Origin of the sequence: Streptomyces gottesmaniae (genome assembly GCF_031845845.1) — a bacterium.
Lineage (GTDB): Bacteria > Actinomycetota > Actinomycetes > Streptomycetales > Streptomycetaceae > Streptomyces > Streptomyces akebiae.
In genome coordinates this window covers 1-16320 of record NZ_JAVRFJ010000005.1, presented here as the reverse complement: position 1 = coordinate 16320, position 16320 = coordinate 1, and the positions used below count along the sequence as shown (strand labels likewise).

The following is a 16320-nucleotide window of genomic DNA, read 5'->3' as shown; positions in this document are numbered from 1 at the left end:
ACGCGGTTCCCCGCGCCTCTGATCGGGCCCGCGGTCCGTCCAGGGGGTCTACGAGCGGCGGCGGGGCTTTCCGGTCCTGCCGCCGCTCTTGGCGTTCCTGCCGCCGGACGAGCCGCCTCGGGGATTGCGGGCGGCGGCGGTCGGCTTGCCCGTGCCGGGCCGCTTGGGCTTCTGCTGCGGCTTCTTCTCCTCCGCGGGCTTGGCGCGGCCCCGTGAGCTGTTGACCGTGCGGCCCCGGACGATGCCGATGAAGTCCTCGACCATGTCGGTGGTCGCGTCCTGGGGCCAGGACAGGGCGACACGGGACTCGGGGGCGTCCGTGACCGGGCGGTAGGTGAGGTCCTTGCGGTGGTGGAGCCGGGCCAGCGACTGGGGCACGACGAGCAGTCCGATCCCGGCCGCCACCAGCTCGATCGCGTCCGCCGTGGTGGCGGGACGCTCGAACGCCGGTTCTCCCGGCGGGCGCTCCCAGTCGAGGGTGTCGTCCAGGGGGTGCAGCACGACCTCGTCCGCCAGGTCCTCGGTGGTCACCTCGTCGACCGCCGCGACGACGTGGTCCTTCGGGACCACGACCACCGTGGTCTCGGTGTAGAGGGGGATCGCGCTGAGGTCGGTGTCGTCCACCGGCAGCCGTACGAAACCGGCGTCGGCACCCCCCTCCCGCAGTACGCCGAACGCCTCGGCGGCGGACACCTGGAGGAGGGTCAGGGGAACGTCGGGCAACCGCTCGTTCCAGATCCGCACCCACTTGGTGGGCGTCACTCCCGGGACGTAGGCGAGCCGGAACGAGGGGAACGAGGGCGATGCTTCCGAGCCTGTCACGTGACCAGGCTAACGGGCGGGTGGAGGGGCCCGGTCATCGCCGCCGGGCAGCCGAGTGGTCGGCGGTCGCGCAGGCGCTCGATACCCTTGACCTCATGACGTCGCACCAGACCACCCAGACCATGAAGCCCGCCACCGCGGCGAAGAAGCTGGGTGTGTACCTCCAGGCCACGCCCGCAGAGTTCCAGGAGGGTGTCGTCTCACGCGCCGAACTGAGCGCGCTCCAGACGAATCCGCCGACCTGGCTGGAGGAACTGCGCCGCAACGGCCCGCACCCCCGCCCGGTGGTCGCCGAGAAGCTGGGCGTCTCCATCGCGGGGCTCGCGCGCGGTGGAGTGACCGAGGCCCTCACCACCGAGCAGATCGAGGCCCTGAAGCAGGAGAGCCCCGAGTGGCTGCGCAAGGAGCGCGCCACCCAGGCCGAGGTCCGCAAGGAGGGCGCCCGCATCAAGAAGCGCAACGCCGAGCGGGCGGCCCAGGCGGACGACCGACGCTAGTGCCGCGGCACTAGCGCCCCGGCGGGCCGACGTCGCCTGCCGGGCGCCCTCGGCGACCCACCGGCGACCGCCTGCCCGAGCACCGGCGACCGCCTGCCCGAGCACCGGCGACCGGCCGGAGCACCTACGTCCGCCGCCCGCTGAAAATCAGGAGCCTCGCGGCAGGGGCCCGGGGCAGGATGCCCCCGTGGATCCCCTCCTGTGCGGGCTCGCCGTCAATCCGGCCCTGCCCGCCGAGCTGGTCGACCGGCTGATCGCGCTCGCGGACGCCGATGTCGACGACGAACTCGCCCACCGTGCCGGCCTCACCCGGGCGCAGGCGATCACGCTGGCCTCGCGGGACGTGGGCAACGGGATGCGACTGGCGTACGAGGGCGTGCTGGCCGCCGGCGACGTCGATCCCACGGCACAGCCGCGCGTCGCCCTCGCCCTGCTGGACGAGGGCGTCGGCGATCCGGCATGGGCTCGCCTCCTCGCCGCGTCGGTGGCCGTCGAGACCCGGGAGCGGCTGGCCGCCTGCCCCGGCCTGCCGCCGGATGTGGTCGAGACCCTCGCCGCGGACCCGGACATACGGGTCGTCGTGGAACTGGCCCTGTGGGCCGAGCCGGACGTGGCCGCCCGGCTCGCCGGGCATCCGCACGCCGAGGTCCGCCGCGCGGTGGCGCTCAACGAGGCGACGCCACCGGAGGTGCTGGCCGCCCTCGTCGGCGGCGAGGATCTGCCTCCCGCCCGGCACTGCCTGGTCTGCGACCGGGAGGAGCCGCCGTTCGCACACGGCCCCGACTGTCCGCGGCTCGACTGCGATCTGCGGCCGGGCTCCTCCTGCGACGGCACGCACGAATCCACCGCCCTGGACATCCTGCGCGCGGGCCTGGAGAACCCGGCCACACCGGCGGAGGTGGCCGCGGGTTTCGCCGACCATCCCTCTGCGCTGCTGCGCCGGGCGGTCGCCGCCCGTCCCGGCCTGCCCCCGCAGGCGTACGCGCGGCTCGCCGCGGACCGCACGCCCGGTACGCGCGCGGACCTCGCGGCGAACCCCGGGATCGACGACGCCCTGATCCACGCGCTGGCCGACGACACCGCCCCCGACGTGCGGCGCGCGCTCGCGCACAACCCACGGGTGCCTCTCGACGTCCTCGCGGGGCTGGTGGCCACCACCCGGATCGGTGCCACGCCGTTGCCGCGGATCGCCTCCGCCACGGCCGCCGAGGTCGAGGAGCTGGCCCGGTCCCCGCACGCCGCCGTACGCGTGCTGCCGGCCCGACGGCGTGATCTGCCGGCCGGCATCCGTGACGCGCTGGCCGACGATCCCGACGCCAAGGTGGTCACGGCCGTCGCCGCGCACCCCGGTCTCTCCGAGGCCCGGCTGCACGCCATGGTCGACCGGCACGGCGTCCAGGTCCTCACCGGGGCGGCGGCCAACCCGGACGCGACCCCGGCGTTCCTGGAGCGCGTGGCCCGACACCGGCCACCGGTACGCAAGGCGCTCCGCGAGATCGCCCGGCACCCCCGGGCGACGGCCCCCGCGCTCCTGCCGTGCCTGGCGGACGAACGGGCCCGCCCCCTCGCCGCCCGCCATCCGGCGCTCCCGCCGACGGTCGTCGTCGAGCTGCTCTCGGACCCGGCCGACCCGGTGGCGGAGGCCGCGGCCGCCAACCCGTCCCTGCCGCTCGCCGTGATGGAGGAGCTGACCGCGAGACCGGCAGGGAGACCGGCCGCGAGACCGACAGAGGGGCCGGCCGCGAGACCGACAGAGGGGCCGGCCGGGAGACCGACAGAGGGGCCGGCCGGGAGACCGACAGAGGGGCCGGCCGGGAGACCGACAGAGGGACCGGCCGGGAGACCGGCCGGTCGAGGCGCTGCGGCCCGATCCGTCCGGGGCCCCGGCGGGTGAGCGGTCAGGGCTCACCGGTAGGGGCGGCGGTCCGGGGTGCCCGTGGGTCCCGCGTCAGGACGGTGCGAGGACGCAGAACTCGTGGCCCTCCGGGTCGGCCAGGCACGTCCACGGGACGTCGCCCTGGCCGAGGTCGAGGTCGGTGGCGCCGAGGGCGCGCAGCCGGGCCACCTCCGCCGCCTTGTCGTCACCGGGACACGGCAGCAGATCGAGATGGACGCGGTCCGGCACGGTCACGGCGTCGGCCGAGCGGAGGAACTCCAGGTAGGGGCCGGTTCCCGTGGCCGAGCGCAGCACGGCCTGATCGTCGGTCACCTCGTGCGGGGCCCAGTCCAGGGCCTCGCCCCAGAACCGGGCCATGGCCCGGGGATCCGCGCAGTCGACGACCACCGCGGCGATGGGCCCGGTGTCCCGGTAGATCTCCCTGGGCTCCAGCACACAGAACTCGTTGCCCTCGGGGTCGGCGAGAACGGTCCACGGCACGTCGCCCTGGCCCACGTCGGCGGGTGTCGCGCCGAGCGCCCTCAGCCGCGCGACCAGCTCCGCCCGATGCGCCTCGGAGGTGGTGGCGATATCGAGATGCGTACGATTCTTGACGGCCGTCTTGCCCTCGGGAACGGGAACGACGTCGACACCGACGACGACCGGGTCCGGCCAGACCAGGCCGCCGGCGGGTCCGACGTAGGTGGTCACGCCGGGGCTGTAGGCGGTCCAGCCGAGCGCCTCGGCCCAGAACCGGCCGACCGCCCCGGCGTCGAGAGCCTTGATGTTCACCTGTACGGGTCGCAGCGCCATGCCGGTGATCTTATGCGTCCGCTCCGCCGGGCCTCGCGCGCGCGACCGAGGGAAGATTGCATAAACGTGCAGCGAAACGTATAGTCATGCCATCCAAGAGGAGGGTTCCATGGCGGTACGCGTGGCGGTGGCGGGAGCGAGTGGTTATGCGGGCGGCGAAGCGCTGCGCCTGCTGCTCGCCCACCCCGAGGTCGAGATCGGTGCACTGACCGGCAACTCCAACGCGGGCCAGCGCCTGGGCGCGCTGCAGCCGCACCTGCTGCCGCTGGCCGACCGGGTGCTCCAGGAGACGACCGCCGAGGTGCTGACAGGCCATGACGTGGTCTTCCTCGCGCTCCCGCACGGGCAGTCCGCGGCCGTGGCCGAGCAGCTCGGCCCCGAGGTCCTCGTGGTCGACATGGGCGCCGACTTCCGGCTCAAGGACGCGGCCGACTGGGAGAGGTTCTACGGCTCGCCCCACGCCGGTACCTGGCCCTACGGCCTCCCCGAACTACCGGGTGCCCGCGCCGCGCTGGAGGGGTCCAAGCGCATCGCGGTACCCGGTTGCTACCCCACCGCCGTCACGCTGGCCCTGTTCCCGGCCTACGCGGCGGGTCTCGCCGAGAACGAGGCCGTGATCGTCGCCGCGTCCGGCACCTCCGGCGCGGGCAAGGCGCCCAAGGCGCATCTGCTGGGCAGCGAGGTCATGGGGTCGATGACCCCGTACGGCGTCGGCGGCGGCCACCGGCACACACCCGAGGTGATGCAGAACCTCGGCGGTGTCGCGGGCGAGCCGGTCACCGTGTCCTTCACACCGACCCTCGCGCCGATGCCCCGCGGCATCCTCGCCACGTGCAGCGCGAAGGCGAGGCCCGGCGTCACCGCCGAGGCCGTGCGCGCCGCGTACGAGAAGGCCTTCGCCGACGAGCCGTTCGTCCATCTGCTCCCCGAGGGACAGTGGCCGGCCACGGCGTCCGTCTACGGTTCCAACGCCGTTCAGGTGCAGGTCGCGTACGACGGGGCCGCGGGCCGCATCATCGCGATCAGCGCCATCGACAACCTCACCAAGGGCACCGCCGGCGGCGCCCTCCAGAGCATGAACATCGCCCTCGGACTCCACGAGACGACGGGGCTTTCCACGATCGGAGTCGCACCGTGAGCGTGACGGCAGCCAAGGGGTTCACGGCGGCGGGCATCGCCGCCGGGATCAAGGAGAACGGCAACCCGGACCTGGCCCTCGTGGTCAACACCGGGCCCCGCCTCGCCGCCGCGGGCGTCTTCACCTCCAACCGGGTGAAGGCCGCACCGGTGCTCTGGTCCGAGCAGGTACTGAAGGGCGGCGAGGTCTCCGCGGTCGTCCTCAACTCCGGTGGCGCCAACGCCTGTACGGGCCCGAAGGGCTTCCAGGACACGCACGCGACCGCCGAGAAGGTGGCCGACTCCCTCAACTCGGCGGGGCTCGACGACCTGGGCGGTCACGCGCCCGGCATGGTCGCGGTCTGCTCCACCGGTCTCATCGGCGTCCTCCTGCCCATGGACAAGCTGAAGCGGGGCGTCGACAAGGCCGTCGCCCAGCTCAGCCCGCACGGCGGTGAGAAGGCCGCCATCGCCATCAAGACCACCGACACCGTGCACAAGACGTCCGTCGTGACCAAGGACGGCTGGACCGTCGGCGGCATGGCCAAGGGCGCGGGCATGCTCGCCCCCGGCCTCGCCACCATGCTCGTCGTGCTCACCACCGACGCGGACCTGGAGAGCGACGTACTCGACAGGGCGCTGCGCGCCGCCACCCGGACGACCTTCGACCGGGTCGACTCCGACGGCTGCATGTCCACCAACGACACCGTCCTGCTGCTCGCCTCCGGCGCCGCCGAAGTCACCCCCGAGTACGCGGAGTTCGCCGAAGCGGTACGCCAGGTCTGCGACGACCTCGGTCAGCAGCTCATCCGGGACGCCGAGGGCGCCAGCAAGGACATCAAGGTCGAGGTCGTGAACGCGGCGACCGAGGACGACGCCGTCGAGGTGGGGCGCTCCATCGCCCGCAACAACCTCCTCAAGTGCGCCATCCACGGCGAGGACCCCAACTGGGGCCGTGTCCTGTCCGCCATCGGCACCACCTCCGCGGCCTTCGAGCCGGACCGTCTCAACGTCGCCATCAACGGCGTCTGGGTCTGCAAGAACGGCGGCGTGGGCGAGGACCGCGACAACGTCGACATGCGCTACCGCGAGGTGCACATCGTCGCCGACCTCGCGGCCGGTTCCGAGACCGCCACGATCTGGACCAACGACCTCACCGCCGACTACGTCCACGAGAACAGCGCGTACTCCTCATGAGCAACACACCCGCGCGGAAACACACCGCGCTTCCCAAGGCCCAGATCCTCATCGAGGCGCTGCCCTGGCTGGTCCGGCACAACGGCAGGACCGTCGTCATCAAGTTCGGCGGCAACGCCATGATCGACGAGGACCTGAAGGCCGCGTTCGCCCAGGACGTCGTCTTCCTGCACCATGCCGGCATCAAGCCGGTCGTCGTCCACGGCGGCGGTCCGCAGATCAGCGCCGCCCTCGACCGGCACGGCATCGTCAGCGAGTTCAAGGCCGGCCTGCGCGTCACCACCGAGGAGGCCATGGACGTCGTACGCATGGTGCTCGCCGGACAGGTGCAGCGCGAGCTGGTCGGGCTGCTCAACCAGCACGGACCGCTCGCCGTCGGACTGACCGGCGAGGACGCGCACACCATCACCGCCACCAAGCACCAGCCCGAGATCGACGGGGAACCGGTCGACATCGGGCGGGTGGGCGAGATCACCGCGATCGACACGGGCGCGATCGAGGCACTCCTCGCCGACGGCCGCATCCCGGTCGTCTCGTCGATCGCCCGTAGCCAGGACGACGGTCATGTCTACAACGTCAATGCTGATACGGCGGCTGCGGCACTCGCTGCTGCTCTGGGCGCCGAGACCCTCATGGTCCTCACGGACGTCGAGGGCCTCTACGAGGACTGGCCGAACAGCGACGAGGTGATCAGCCGCCTCACGGCTTCCCAACTGGAGAAGCTGCTGCCGGAGTTGTCCTCCGGCATGGTGCCGAAGATGCAGGGCTGCCTGCACGCCGTACGGGGCGGCGTCCAGACCGCGCGCGTCATCGACGGCCGGGTCCAGCACTCGATCCTGCTGGAGATCTTCACCGACGAGGGCATCGGCACGATGGTCGTGCCGGATGCGGAACAGGGGGACGCCGAATGACCGCCAACGAGGAGCTGACCCAGCGGTGGCGGGGCTCGCTCATGAACAACTACGGCACCCCGAAGCTCTCCCTGGTCCGCGGCGCGGGCACCAGGGTGTGGGACGCCGACGGCAACGAGTACGTCGACTACGTCGGCGGTATCGCGGTCAACGCGCTCGGCCACGCCCACCCGGCGATCGTCGAGGCCGTCAGTGACCAGATCGCCTCCCTCGGCCATGTCTCCAACCTGTTCGTCGCCGAGCCGCCCGTCGCGCTCGCCGAACGGCTCCTGGAGCACTTCGGCCGCGACGGCAAGGTCTTCTTCTGCAACTCGGGTGCCGAGGCCAACGAGGGCGCGTTCAAGATCGGCCGGCTGACCGGGCGGACCCACATGGTCGCCACCGAGGGCGGCTTCCACGGCCGGACCATGGGCGCTCTCGCCCTCACCGGCCAGCTCGGCAAGCAGACCGGTTTCCACCCGCTGCCCGGTGACGTCACCCACGTCCCCTACGGCGACGCGCAGGCCCTGGCCGCGGCGGTCACCGAGGAGACGGCCCTCGTCATCATCGAACCCGTCCAGGGCGAGAAGGGCGTCGTCGTCCCGCCGGCCGGCTATCTCAAGGCCGCGCGGGCCATCACGGCCGCCACCGGCTCGCTCCTGGTCCTCGACGAGGTGCAGACCGGCGTCGGCCGGACCGGGCACTGGTTCGAGTACCAGGCCCACGAGGGCGTCCTGCCGGACGTCGTCACCCTCGCCAAGGGCCTCGGCGGCGGACTGCCGCTCGGCGCGACCGTCGCGTTCGGGCGGGCCGCCGAACTGCTCCAGCCCGGCCAGCACGGGACCACCTTCGGCGGCAACCCGGTCGCCTGCGCCGCCGGGCTCGCCGTCCTGGAGACCATCCGGGCCGAGGGCCTGCTGGAGAACGTCAAGCGGCAGAGCGAGAAGCTGCGCGACGGAATCGAGTCCCTGGGCGACCCGATGATCGACCATGTCCGTGGCGCGGGTCTCCTGCTGGGTATCGTGCTCACCGAGCCGCTCGCGCCCCTGGCGCAACAGGCCGCTCAGGACGCCGGTTTCCTGGTGAACGCGCCCGCCCCCGATGTCGTACGGCTGATGCCGGCGCTCAACATCGGTGACGCCGAGGTGGACGCCCTGCTCCAGGCACTGCCCGGCATCCTCGACGCGGCGCGGGCGGCGCACGAAGCCAATGGGGACGGACGAGCCGGGGAATGAGACGACGATGAGCCAGGCGCAGGAGCACGACCAGGCGGGGCCCGCGGTGCCGCAGACCCGTACCGCCCGCCACCGGCGGATCGTGGACATCCTCAACCGGCAACCGGTGCGGTCGCAGAGCCAGTTGGCGAAGCTGCTGTCCGACGACGGGCTGAGCGTCACGCAGGCGACGCTCAGCCGGGATCTGGACGAGCTGAACGCGGTGAAGATCCGCAACACCGACGGCGACCTCATCTACGCGGTGCCGAGCGAGGGGGGTTTCCGTACGCCTCGGGCTCCGCTGGGGGAGTCGGCGAAGGAGGAGCGGATGCGGCGGCTCTCCGCGGAGCTGCTGATCTCCGCCGAGGCCTCCGCCAACCTGGTCGTCCTGCGCACCCCGCCGGGCGCGGCCCAGTTCCTCGCCTCGGCCATCGACCAGGCGGAACTGCACGACATCCTGGGCACGATCGCGGGCGACGACACGCTGCTTCTGATCAGCCGCGATCCGGTGGGGGGCCAGGCGTTGGCCGACCATCTGCTGCGGTTGGCCCAGAACGGGCACTGAGGGGCCGTTCGGCGGGGGCCGAGGGGTGACTGCGGGAGCCGAGCGGCGACTGCGAGGGGCGGTGCGTCGGCGGGGAGCAGAGCGTCCATCGAAGGGGGCGCCTGGGGTGGGGCGCCGACCGCGGGTCCGTCGTGGCCGGTCGCGCGGTTCCCCGCGCCCCTGGAAAGGGGCTGCGCCCTTTCCAGCCTGGTCAGCCCAGCTCAGCCTCTCGCGCCGCCCCGGACGTGCTCCCGGGCACGGCCCAGCGCACGCCCCGTCCACGCACGGCCGACCCACCCCGCCAAGCACCGTCCGCGCTCAACGCGCCCCCGGCTCACCCCAGCCGCCTGGCCAGACCCCCCGTGCAGCGGACCTCGTCGCCCGCGGTGATCAGCAGGGCCTCCGTGTCCTCCAGGGACTCCAGCCACGCCAGGCCCTCCCGGGAGCCCATCGCGAAGGCGGCCGTGGCCCAGCAGTCCGCCCACGTCAGGCGAGGGGCGACCACCGTCACCGAGACGAGGTCCGTGACGGCGGACTTGCCCGTGCGGGGGTCGACGATATGGGCGCCCCGCTCGGCCGTACCCGAGGTGGCCACCGCCAGCCGGTCCGCACCGGCGGCCGTGACGACCGCGGCCAGTCCTCCGGGTCGGAGGGGATCCGCGACCCCCACGCGCCACGGCCGGTCCGGTCCGGGCACACCGCACAGCTGCACGTCGCCGCCCCCGTTCACGCTCACCCCGACCGCGCCGGCCTCGACCAGTCGCAGCGCGGCCCGCTCGGTGGCCCAGCCCTTCACGAGGCCGGTCGGATCGAAGCGGCCCTGGTAGGTCGCGCTGAACCAGCCGTCGCTCGACCTCTCGGCCTCGGCGCACAGTTCGAGCACCTCGGCGACCTCGGCATCGCACTCCTCGATCGTCGCCTCACCCCGGGCGAGCCGGGAGATCTGGCTGTGCTCGCGGTAGGTGCTGAACACCTCGTCCACGGCGTGGAGTCCGGCCACCGCCTCCTCCAGCGCGGCCTTGACCGCCCGCGGCTCGCCTCCCCGGACGTCGAAGGAGAAGACGGTGCCCATGACCTCCTCGACGTGCCGCAGCTGGGCGGGCGCGGCGGCCCCGCCGGGTTCGGCCACGGGATCAGCCGGCCTGGTCCAGTGCGGACTGGAGGGACTGCTTGTAGCCACCGCTGGTGTACGTGGCGCCTGAGACAGCATCGATGTCAGCGCTCCCTGCCGAGACGGCGTTCTGGTTGAGCTGGGGGATGGCGGTGCCGCTGATCTGGGTCGAACGGCCGCCGCTGGGCTGCTGCAGCGCCTCGGCGCCTGTGATCTTGCCGTCGGTGACCGTGACCCGGACCTGGACCGGACCGTAGTCCGTCTGGATGGCGGAACCGGTGAGCACCTGGGTGCCCGTCGCCTGCCCGGCCCCCGCCCCGGCCCCGGAGTCCCCGCCGTCCTCGGCGCCGCCGCCCGCGTCCTGCGAGCCGCCCGCCTCGACCTCGGAGCCCTGTGCGTTACCGGCCTGGTCCAGCGCGGACTGGAGGGACTCCTTGTAGCCGGCGCTGGTGTACGTGGCACCCGAGACGGCGTCGATCTCGGCGCTGCCGGCCGCCACCGCCGCCTGGTTGAGCTTCGGCACCGAGTCGCCGGTGATCTGGGTGGAGCGCCCACCGCTCGGCGCCTGGATCGCCTCCGCGCCCGTGATCTTGCCGCCGCTGACCGTGATCCGGACCTGGACCGGCCCGTAGTCGGTCTGCACGGTGGTCCCCGTGAGCACCTGCGCGCCCGAGTCCTGCGCCTTGCCGGCCTGGTCCAGCGCGGACTGGAGGGACTCCTTGTAGCCGGCGCTGGTGTAGGTGGCGCCGGAGACGGCGTCGATCTCGGCGCTGCCCGCGGCCACGGCCGCCTGGTTGAGCTTGGGGATCGCGTCGGCGCTGATCTGGGTGGAGCGCCCGCCGCTGGGCTGCTGGACCGTCTCGGCGCCTGTGATCTTGCCGCCGTTGACGGTGATCCGGACCTGCACCGGTCCGTAGTCGGTCTGGACGGCGGTGCCGGTGAGGGTCTGCGCGCCGGCCGCCACCCCGCCCTGTGCCGATGGAGCGCCCCCTGCCGCTCCCGCCTGGACCGAGCCGGCCGGGTCGGAGGCCGGCTTCAGCGACAGCAGCAGCACGACGCCGGACACGGTGGCGGCGGTGGCGAGCAGGGTCCGCCGGATGGGGTGGCTCTTCTTCATCGCTCCTTCAGCTCCTGAAGTGTGAAGTCTCGCGGGGGAGACCCGGGGCGAACCGCGGGAACCCTTGGCCAGAAGTCGGGGTGGGGCAGGTCGTGGTGACCTACGGCTGGAAACGGTCGGTCGGGTGGGACCCCCGGGGAAGGGGGCCCGTCGCTCACATCTCGAACGACTCGTGGTGGATGCGCCGGGTCGGGACGCCCGCGCCGCGCAGGGCCTCGTACACCCCCTGGGCGAAACCGGGCGGCCCGCACAGGAAGACGTCGTGGCGTTCGATGTCCGGGATCTTGCGGCGCAGGGAGTCCGGCGAGATGTCCGGGCGTTCGCCGTCCGGGCTGTTCACCGCGTACATCAGCCGCGCCCCGCGCTCCTCCGCGATCTGCGCCAACTCGTCCCACAGCGCCAGGTCCTGGGTGCTGTTGGCCCGGTAGAGCAGGGTCAGGTCACCGGCCGCGCCGGGCAGCGTCTCGAACAGGGCCCGCATCGGCGTGATGCCCACACCGCCGGCCACCAGCAGCACCTTGCCCCGGCTGCGCTTGCCTGCCGTGAGCGCCCCGTACGGGCCCTCGGCCCACACCCGGGTGCCGGGCTCCAGGTCGCGCAGGGCCGAGCTGTGGTCGCCGATCGCCTTGACCGTGATGCGCAGCATGTTGGGGCGGGGCGCCGCCGACAGCGAGTACGGGTGCGAGCTGAAGCGCATGCCGGGCGCGAGGAACCGCCAGCGGAAGAACTGCCCGGCCTCGGCGCCCATCCGGTGCAGCTTGCGCCCGCTCATCAGCACGGAGACGATCCCGGGCGATTCCTCGATGACCGCCTCGACCCGCAGCCGGTGCCGCATGTTGAGCCGGATCGGGGTGATGATCCGGTACCAGAGCACCAGCGCGGTCACCGACCCGTACAGCGCGTACCAGCCGGTCTTCGCGGCGGGCGTGACGGCGAACTCGTTGCCGGTGGAGATCTGGTGCCAGAACGTCAGGAACGTGGCCGCGTAGGTCAGCAGGTGGGTGTGGTACCAGAAGTCGTAAGGGATCCGCTTGCGCACCGGACCGATCGACATCAGCCCGATGAGCACCAGCAGACCGGTGCCGATGGCGGCCTTGCCCATGTCCGGCAGCTGGTTGATGGAGTCGATGGTCTGCTGCAGGATCGCGGTGTGGGTGAGACCGGCCTGCAGCGCGTATCCGTACATCGTGAGGACGACGTGCGCGACGACCAGGCAGAGCGTGTAGCGGCCGGTCATCGCGTGCCAGCGGGCGACCCGGTCGGAGCCGACCCGGCGTTCCAGCGCGGGCACCCGGGCCATCTGGAGCACCACCAGGGCCATCATGTAGCCGCCGAGCAGACCGGTGATCCGGCCGGCGTTGACCATCTTGCTGCCCTGGTCCGCGATGGACGGCGTGTTGTCCCACCACAGCCAGACGACCGCGGCCACGCCCGCAAAGAAAACGATCAGCAGCGGGACTGCGGGGGAGCGGCGAGGTCGGATGCGGCGCATCGTCTGGCGGCGCGCGGCGCGACCTCCGGCGATCGTGGACACGGTTCCTCCGTGGTGGGCTGGACCCTTGGCCCACACGTACGTGCTGGGAGTGCCGTGTGTTCAACCGTGTGGACAACTGCCTTGCGGAACCATCGGTACCGGAGGGCGCCCCCGCCTCCCACACCGTCAGGCGCTGGACGGCGGCAGCGGCAGCGGCAGCCCCGGGAGCCCGTCCATGCTGGTCGCGATGTGTTCCTTGGAGCTGAAGTAGGCGCTGAGCGAGTCGTCGTCCTCGCGCGCGAAGCGGCGGCCGTGGAGGTCGCGCTCCTCCTCGTACGCCATGAACGGCACGGCGTAGCCGCAGCTGTCGCGGATGTGGTCGGCGCGGACCACGATGATCGCGCGCAGGCCGTGCGGGGTGGGGTCGATGTCGGGGAATCGGGCGAGGAGTCCGGCGAAGCGTGGGTCGTCGCGGAAGACGGGCTCACCCGTGCCGTGCACGCGGACGATGGTGGGCGGTCCCTGGAAGGCGCACCACATCAGGGTGATCCGGCCGTTCTCGCGCAGGTGCGCGATCGTCTCCGCGTGGGAGCCGGCGAAGTCCAGGTAGGCGACGGCTCGTTCGTCGAGGACGACGAACGAGCCCTTGAGGCCCTTGGGGGAGAGGTTGATCGTGCCGTCGGCGGACAGGGGCGCCGTAGCGGTGAAGAACAGCGGCTGTGCCTCGATGAACGTACGCAGGCGGCCGTCGATGCGCTCATAAGTCTTTCCCATGTCTAACAATTATCGACGGAAACGCTTTGCCTGTCTAACGACTTGGCGCCGGGAACGCGAATTCCGGGTGGACCCCGCTGTGGGGTCCACCCGGAACCAGGTCCTCCGTGTCCGCCCCGGCCGGCGCGCGGGGCGGACACGGCCCCTGTCGCCCATGAGGGCTCAGGAGGTCACTCGCCGAACGAGGGGGCCCGTCGCGGACGGCTCATCGCGACCGGCCCCTCAGTCGGACCGCCCGTCAGCTCTCACGCGACCGGCGGACCTCCGGGCCACCGGCGTGGCGGGCCGACGGCACGGCCGGACTACTGGTTGAGCTGGCAGGGCGCGAGCGCCTCCAGGCCCTCGGGCTTGGCGGCGGCGCGGCCGATGGCGGTCTCGATGCGGTTCAGCGCGGCGACGCGCTTGTCCTCCAGCGGGCCGAGGATGGCGTTCTGGACGAAGTTCGGGCCGCCCTGGCCGACGGTGTCGATGAGGCGCTGGTTGGCTTCCTGGATCTGCGTGTCGAGGAGGGCGAGGTTGCGGTCGACCTCGGCCTGGGCGGAGGCGGGGATCGCGGGGAGTTCGCCTTCGACCTCGGGGCAGGTGATGGTGCCGGCGGCACCGGCGTTGCCCGCGTCCTCGGCGCCTTCGCCCGCTCCGGCTCCGGCACCCGCACCGGCGTCCGCTTCTTCACCGGCGCCCGCGGCGCCGCCCTGGTTGAGCTGGCAGGGTGCGAGGGCTTCGAGGCCCTCGGGCTTGGCGGCGGCGCGGCCGATGGCGGTCTCGATGCGGTTGAGCGTGGCGATGCGCTTGTCCTCCAGCGGGCCGAGGATGGCGTTCTGGACGAAGTTGGCGCCGCCCTGGCCGACGGTGTCGATGAGGCGCTGGTTGGCTTCCTGGATCTGCGTGTCGAGGAGGGCGAGGTTGCGGTCGACCTCGGCCTGCGCGGAGGCGGGGACGGCCGGGAGGCTGCCCTCGACGGACGGGCAGGAAATGGTGCCGGGGGAGGCGTTCCCCGCGGCGTCCTCGTTGTTGGCACCCTCGCCGGCGAGGGCGGAACCCGCGATGACCGCTCCGGAGAGCACGACCGCGGCGGCGCCGCCGATGATCCCTACGCGACGCTTGTTGTACTTCGGAAGAGCCCTGGACATGCGGATGCCTCACTCGGGTCAGGTGTGGTCGGTGTTTGCAAACGCGGCGCCTGCGTTCGGTGTGAGTTACGGGAAAGCGGTTTCGTTTGTTCAAACCTTTCTCGGCGTCTCTCAAAGTTCTCTCAGATTGACGATTCATGCAGAGTTCTGCATACTCATGCATGGCAGTGAACGCAGCAGGCGGAGATCTAGGAGCAACGCGAGTGAGCAGCAACAGCGGTGACGTACGGCTCTGGGGCGCCCGTTTCGCCGACGGCCCCGCCGAGGCCCTGGCGAAGCTGTCCGCGTCCGTCCACTTCGACTGGCGGCTGGCCCCGTACGACATCGCGGGCTCCCGCGCCCACGCGCGCGTGCTGCACAAGGCGGGTCTGCTCACCGAGGACGAGCTGTCCCGGATGACCGCGGGCCTGGACCAGCTCGAAGCGGACGTGGCGTCGGGCGCGTTCGTCGGCACCGTCGCCGACGAGGACGTGCACACCGCCCTGGAGCGCGGTCTCCTGGAGCGCCTCGGCCCGGACCTGGGTGGCAAGCTGCGCGCCGGCCGGTCCCGGAACGACCAGGTCGCGACCCTCTTCCGGATGTACCTGCGGGACCACGCCCGCACGATCGGCGGTCTGATCGCCGAGCTCCAGGACGCGCTGATCGGCCTGGCCGAGGCCCACCCGGACGTGGCCATGCCCGGCCGCACCCACCTCCAGCACGCCCAGCCGGTCCTCTTCGCCCACCACGTCCTCGCCCACGTCCAGTCCCTCTCCCGGGACGCCGAGCGGCTGCGCCAGTGGGACGAGCGCACCGCCGTCTCCCCTTACGGCTCCGGCGCTCTCGCGGGCAGCAGCCTCGGCCTGGACCCGGAGGCGGTGGCCAAGGACCTGGGCTTCGAGCACGGCAGCTCGGCGAACTCCATCGACGGCACCGCGTCCCGCGACTTCGTCGCCGAGTTCGCCTTCGTCACCGCGATGATCGGTGTGAACCTCTCCCGGATCGCCGAGGAGGTCATCATCTGGAACACGAAGGAGTTCTCCTTCGTGACCCTCCACGACGCGTTCTCGACGGGCTCGTCGATCATGCCGCAGAAGAAGAACCCGGACATCGCGGAGCTGGCGCGCGGCAAGAGCGGCCGTCTCATCGGCAACCTCACCGGACTGATGGCGACCCTCAAGGCCCTGCCGCTCGCCTACAACCGCGACCTGCAGGAGGACAAGGAGCCGGTCTTCGACTCCATCGACCAGCTGGAGGTCCTGCTCCCCGCGTTCACCGGCATGATGGCCACCCTCACCGTGCACCGCGAGCGCATGGAGGAGCTGGCCCCGGCCGGTTTCTCCCTCGCCACCGACGTCGCCGAGTGGCTCGTCAAGCAGGGCGTCCCCTTCCGGGTCGCGCACGAGGTCGCCGGCGAGTGCGTCAAGGCCGCCGAGGCCGAGGACAAGGAGCTGAACGACCTGACGGACGAGCAGTTCGCCAAGATCTCGTCCCACCTCACGCCCGAGGTCCGCAGTGTCCTGAACGTCCCGGGCGCCCTGGCCTCCCGCAACGGCCGGGGAGGCACGGCCCCGAGCGCGGTGGCGGTCCAACTGGCGGACATCAAGCGTGACGTGACGGCGCAGCACGCATGGGCGACGGCCAAGAAGAGCTGAGCCGACCGCACCCGTGCCGCTAGGGGCGCAGCCCCGCGGGCACGGCACGGGACGGGACGGGTAGGGGCGGCGGGTGAGGGGCAGGGGCGGCGGGGGTGAAAATCTCCCCGG

At 72.2% G+C, this 16320-nt stretch carries 15 protein-coding genes; 8 read left to right on the top strand and 7 right to left on the bottom strand.

The genetic code is table 11. The annotated features are described in order from the left end of the window. Window positions 1–48: 48 nt before the first annotated feature. Window positions 49–822: a LysR substrate-binding domain-containing protein gene (locus RM704_RS07525; RefSeq protein WP_033531723.1), complete on the bottom strand. Its 774-nt coding sequence runs from the start codon at window positions 820–822 to the stop codon at window positions 49–51. A 95-nt stretch (window positions 823–917) separates the two neighbouring features. Here RM704_RS07525 and RM704_RS07520 point away from each other — a divergent pair, with 95 nt between their 5' ends. After that, on the top strand, window positions 918–1319 hold the full coding sequence (locus tag RM704_RS07520) for a DUF5997 family protein (RefSeq protein WP_033531724.1): 402 nt from the start codon (window positions 918–920) through the stop codon (window positions 1317–1319). 187 nt (window positions 1320–1506) lie between these two features. After that, the gene (locus RM704_RS07515) at window positions 1507–3213 is read left to right on the top strand and encodes a hypothetical protein (protein ID WP_311590272.1); all 1707 of its coding nucleotides are present in this window, start codon (window positions 1507–1509) and stop codon (window positions 3211–3213) included. Window positions 3214–3267: 54 nt separating this feature from the next. Here RM704_RS07515 and RM704_RS07510 read toward each other — a convergent pair whose 3' ends face one another. Continuing rightward, window positions 3268–4008, bottom strand: a complete 741-nt coding sequence (locus tag RM704_RS07510) for a VOC family protein (RefSeq protein ID WP_033532337.1) — start codon at window positions 4006–4008, stop codon at window positions 3268–3270. A gap of 109 nt (window positions 4009–4117) precedes the next feature. Between RM704_RS07510 and argC the strand changes: the two genes are divergently transcribed. The 5 genes from argC to RM704_RS07485 are packed head-to-tail and all read left to right on the top strand — an operon-like array spanning window position 4118 to window position 8990. Beyond that, entirely contained in the window at window positions 4118–5146 is a 1029-nt protein-coding gene (gene argC, locus RM704_RS07505; RefSeq protein WP_033532336.1) for an N-acetyl-gamma-glutamyl-phosphate reductase, read from the top strand. Further along, the gene (argJ, locus tag RM704_RS07500; RefSeq protein ID WP_033532335.1) at window positions 5143–6321 is read left to right on the top strand and encodes a bifunctional glutamate N-acetyltransferase/amino-acid acetyltransferase ArgJ; all 1179 of its coding nucleotides are present in this window, start codon (window positions 5143–5145) and stop codon (window positions 6319–6321) included. The genes argC and argJ overlap by 4 nt, the downstream gene beginning before the upstream one ends. After that, complete coding sequence (gene argB / locus RM704_RS07495) at window positions 6318–7232, top strand: acetylglutamate kinase (protein WP_033532334.1); 915 nt, start codon at window positions 6318–6320, stop codon at window positions 7230–7232. Before argJ ends, argB begins: the two co-directional genes overlap by 4 nt. Continuing rightward, window positions 7229–8446, top strand: coding sequence for an acetylornithine transaminase (locus RM704_RS07490; protein WP_033532333.1), 1218 nt, complete (start codon window positions 7229–7231; stop codon window positions 8444–8446). Before argB ends, RM704_RS07490 begins: the two co-directional genes overlap by 4 nt. A gap of 7 nt (window positions 8447–8453) precedes the next feature. After that, the gene (locus RM704_RS07485; protein ID WP_033532332.1) at window positions 8454–8990 is read left to right on the top strand and encodes an arginine repressor; all 537 of its coding nucleotides are present in this window, start codon (window positions 8454–8456) and stop codon (window positions 8988–8990) included. A gap of 313 nt (window positions 8991–9303) precedes the next feature. Here the strand turns inward: RM704_RS07485 and RM704_RS07480 are convergent, their stop codons facing one another. From RM704_RS07480 to RM704_RS07460, 5 genes are all read right to left on the bottom strand, one after another. Further along, the gene (locus tag RM704_RS07480) at window positions 9304–10098 is read right to left on the bottom strand and encodes an FAD:protein FMN transferase (protein WP_078937552.1); all 795 of its coding nucleotides are present in this window, start codon (window positions 10096–10098) and stop codon (window positions 9304–9306) included. Between the two features lie 4 nt (window positions 10099–10102). Then, window positions 10103–11197, bottom strand: a complete 1095-nt coding sequence (locus RM704_RS07475; RefSeq protein ID WP_033532331.1) for an FMN-binding protein — start codon at window positions 11195–11197, stop codon at window positions 10103–10105. A 154-nt stretch (window positions 11198–11351) separates the two neighbouring features. Beyond that, window positions 11352–12689 carry a ferredoxin reductase family protein gene (locus RM704_RS07470; protein ID WP_052146580.1) on the bottom strand — a complete coding sequence of 446 codons (1338 nt, stop codon included), beginning with the start codon at window positions 12687–12689 and terminating at the stop codon, window positions 11352–11354. Window positions 12690–12857: 168 nt separating this feature from the next. Beyond that, window positions 12858–13445 carry a pyridoxamine 5'-phosphate oxidase family protein gene (locus tag RM704_RS07465; protein ID WP_033532329.1) on the bottom strand — a complete coding sequence of 196 codons (588 nt, stop codon included), beginning with the start codon at window positions 13443–13445 and terminating at the stop codon, window positions 12858–12860. A gap of 302 nt (window positions 13446–13747) precedes the next feature. After that, window positions 13748–14575 (bottom strand): hypothetical protein, encoded by an 828-nt coding sequence (locus RM704_RS07460; RefSeq protein WP_311590266.1) that lies wholly within the window; start codon window positions 14573–14575, stop codon window positions 13748–13750. Between the two features lie 203 nt (window positions 14576–14778). On the opposite strand from RM704_RS07460, the gene argH reads away from it, so the two are divergent. Continuing rightward, on the top strand, window positions 14779–16209 hold the full coding sequence (gene argH, locus RM704_RS07455; RefSeq protein WP_033532640.1) for an argininosuccinate lyase: 1431 nt from the start codon (window positions 14779–14781) through the stop codon (window positions 16207–16209). Window positions 16210–16320 lie beyond the last annotated feature (111 nt).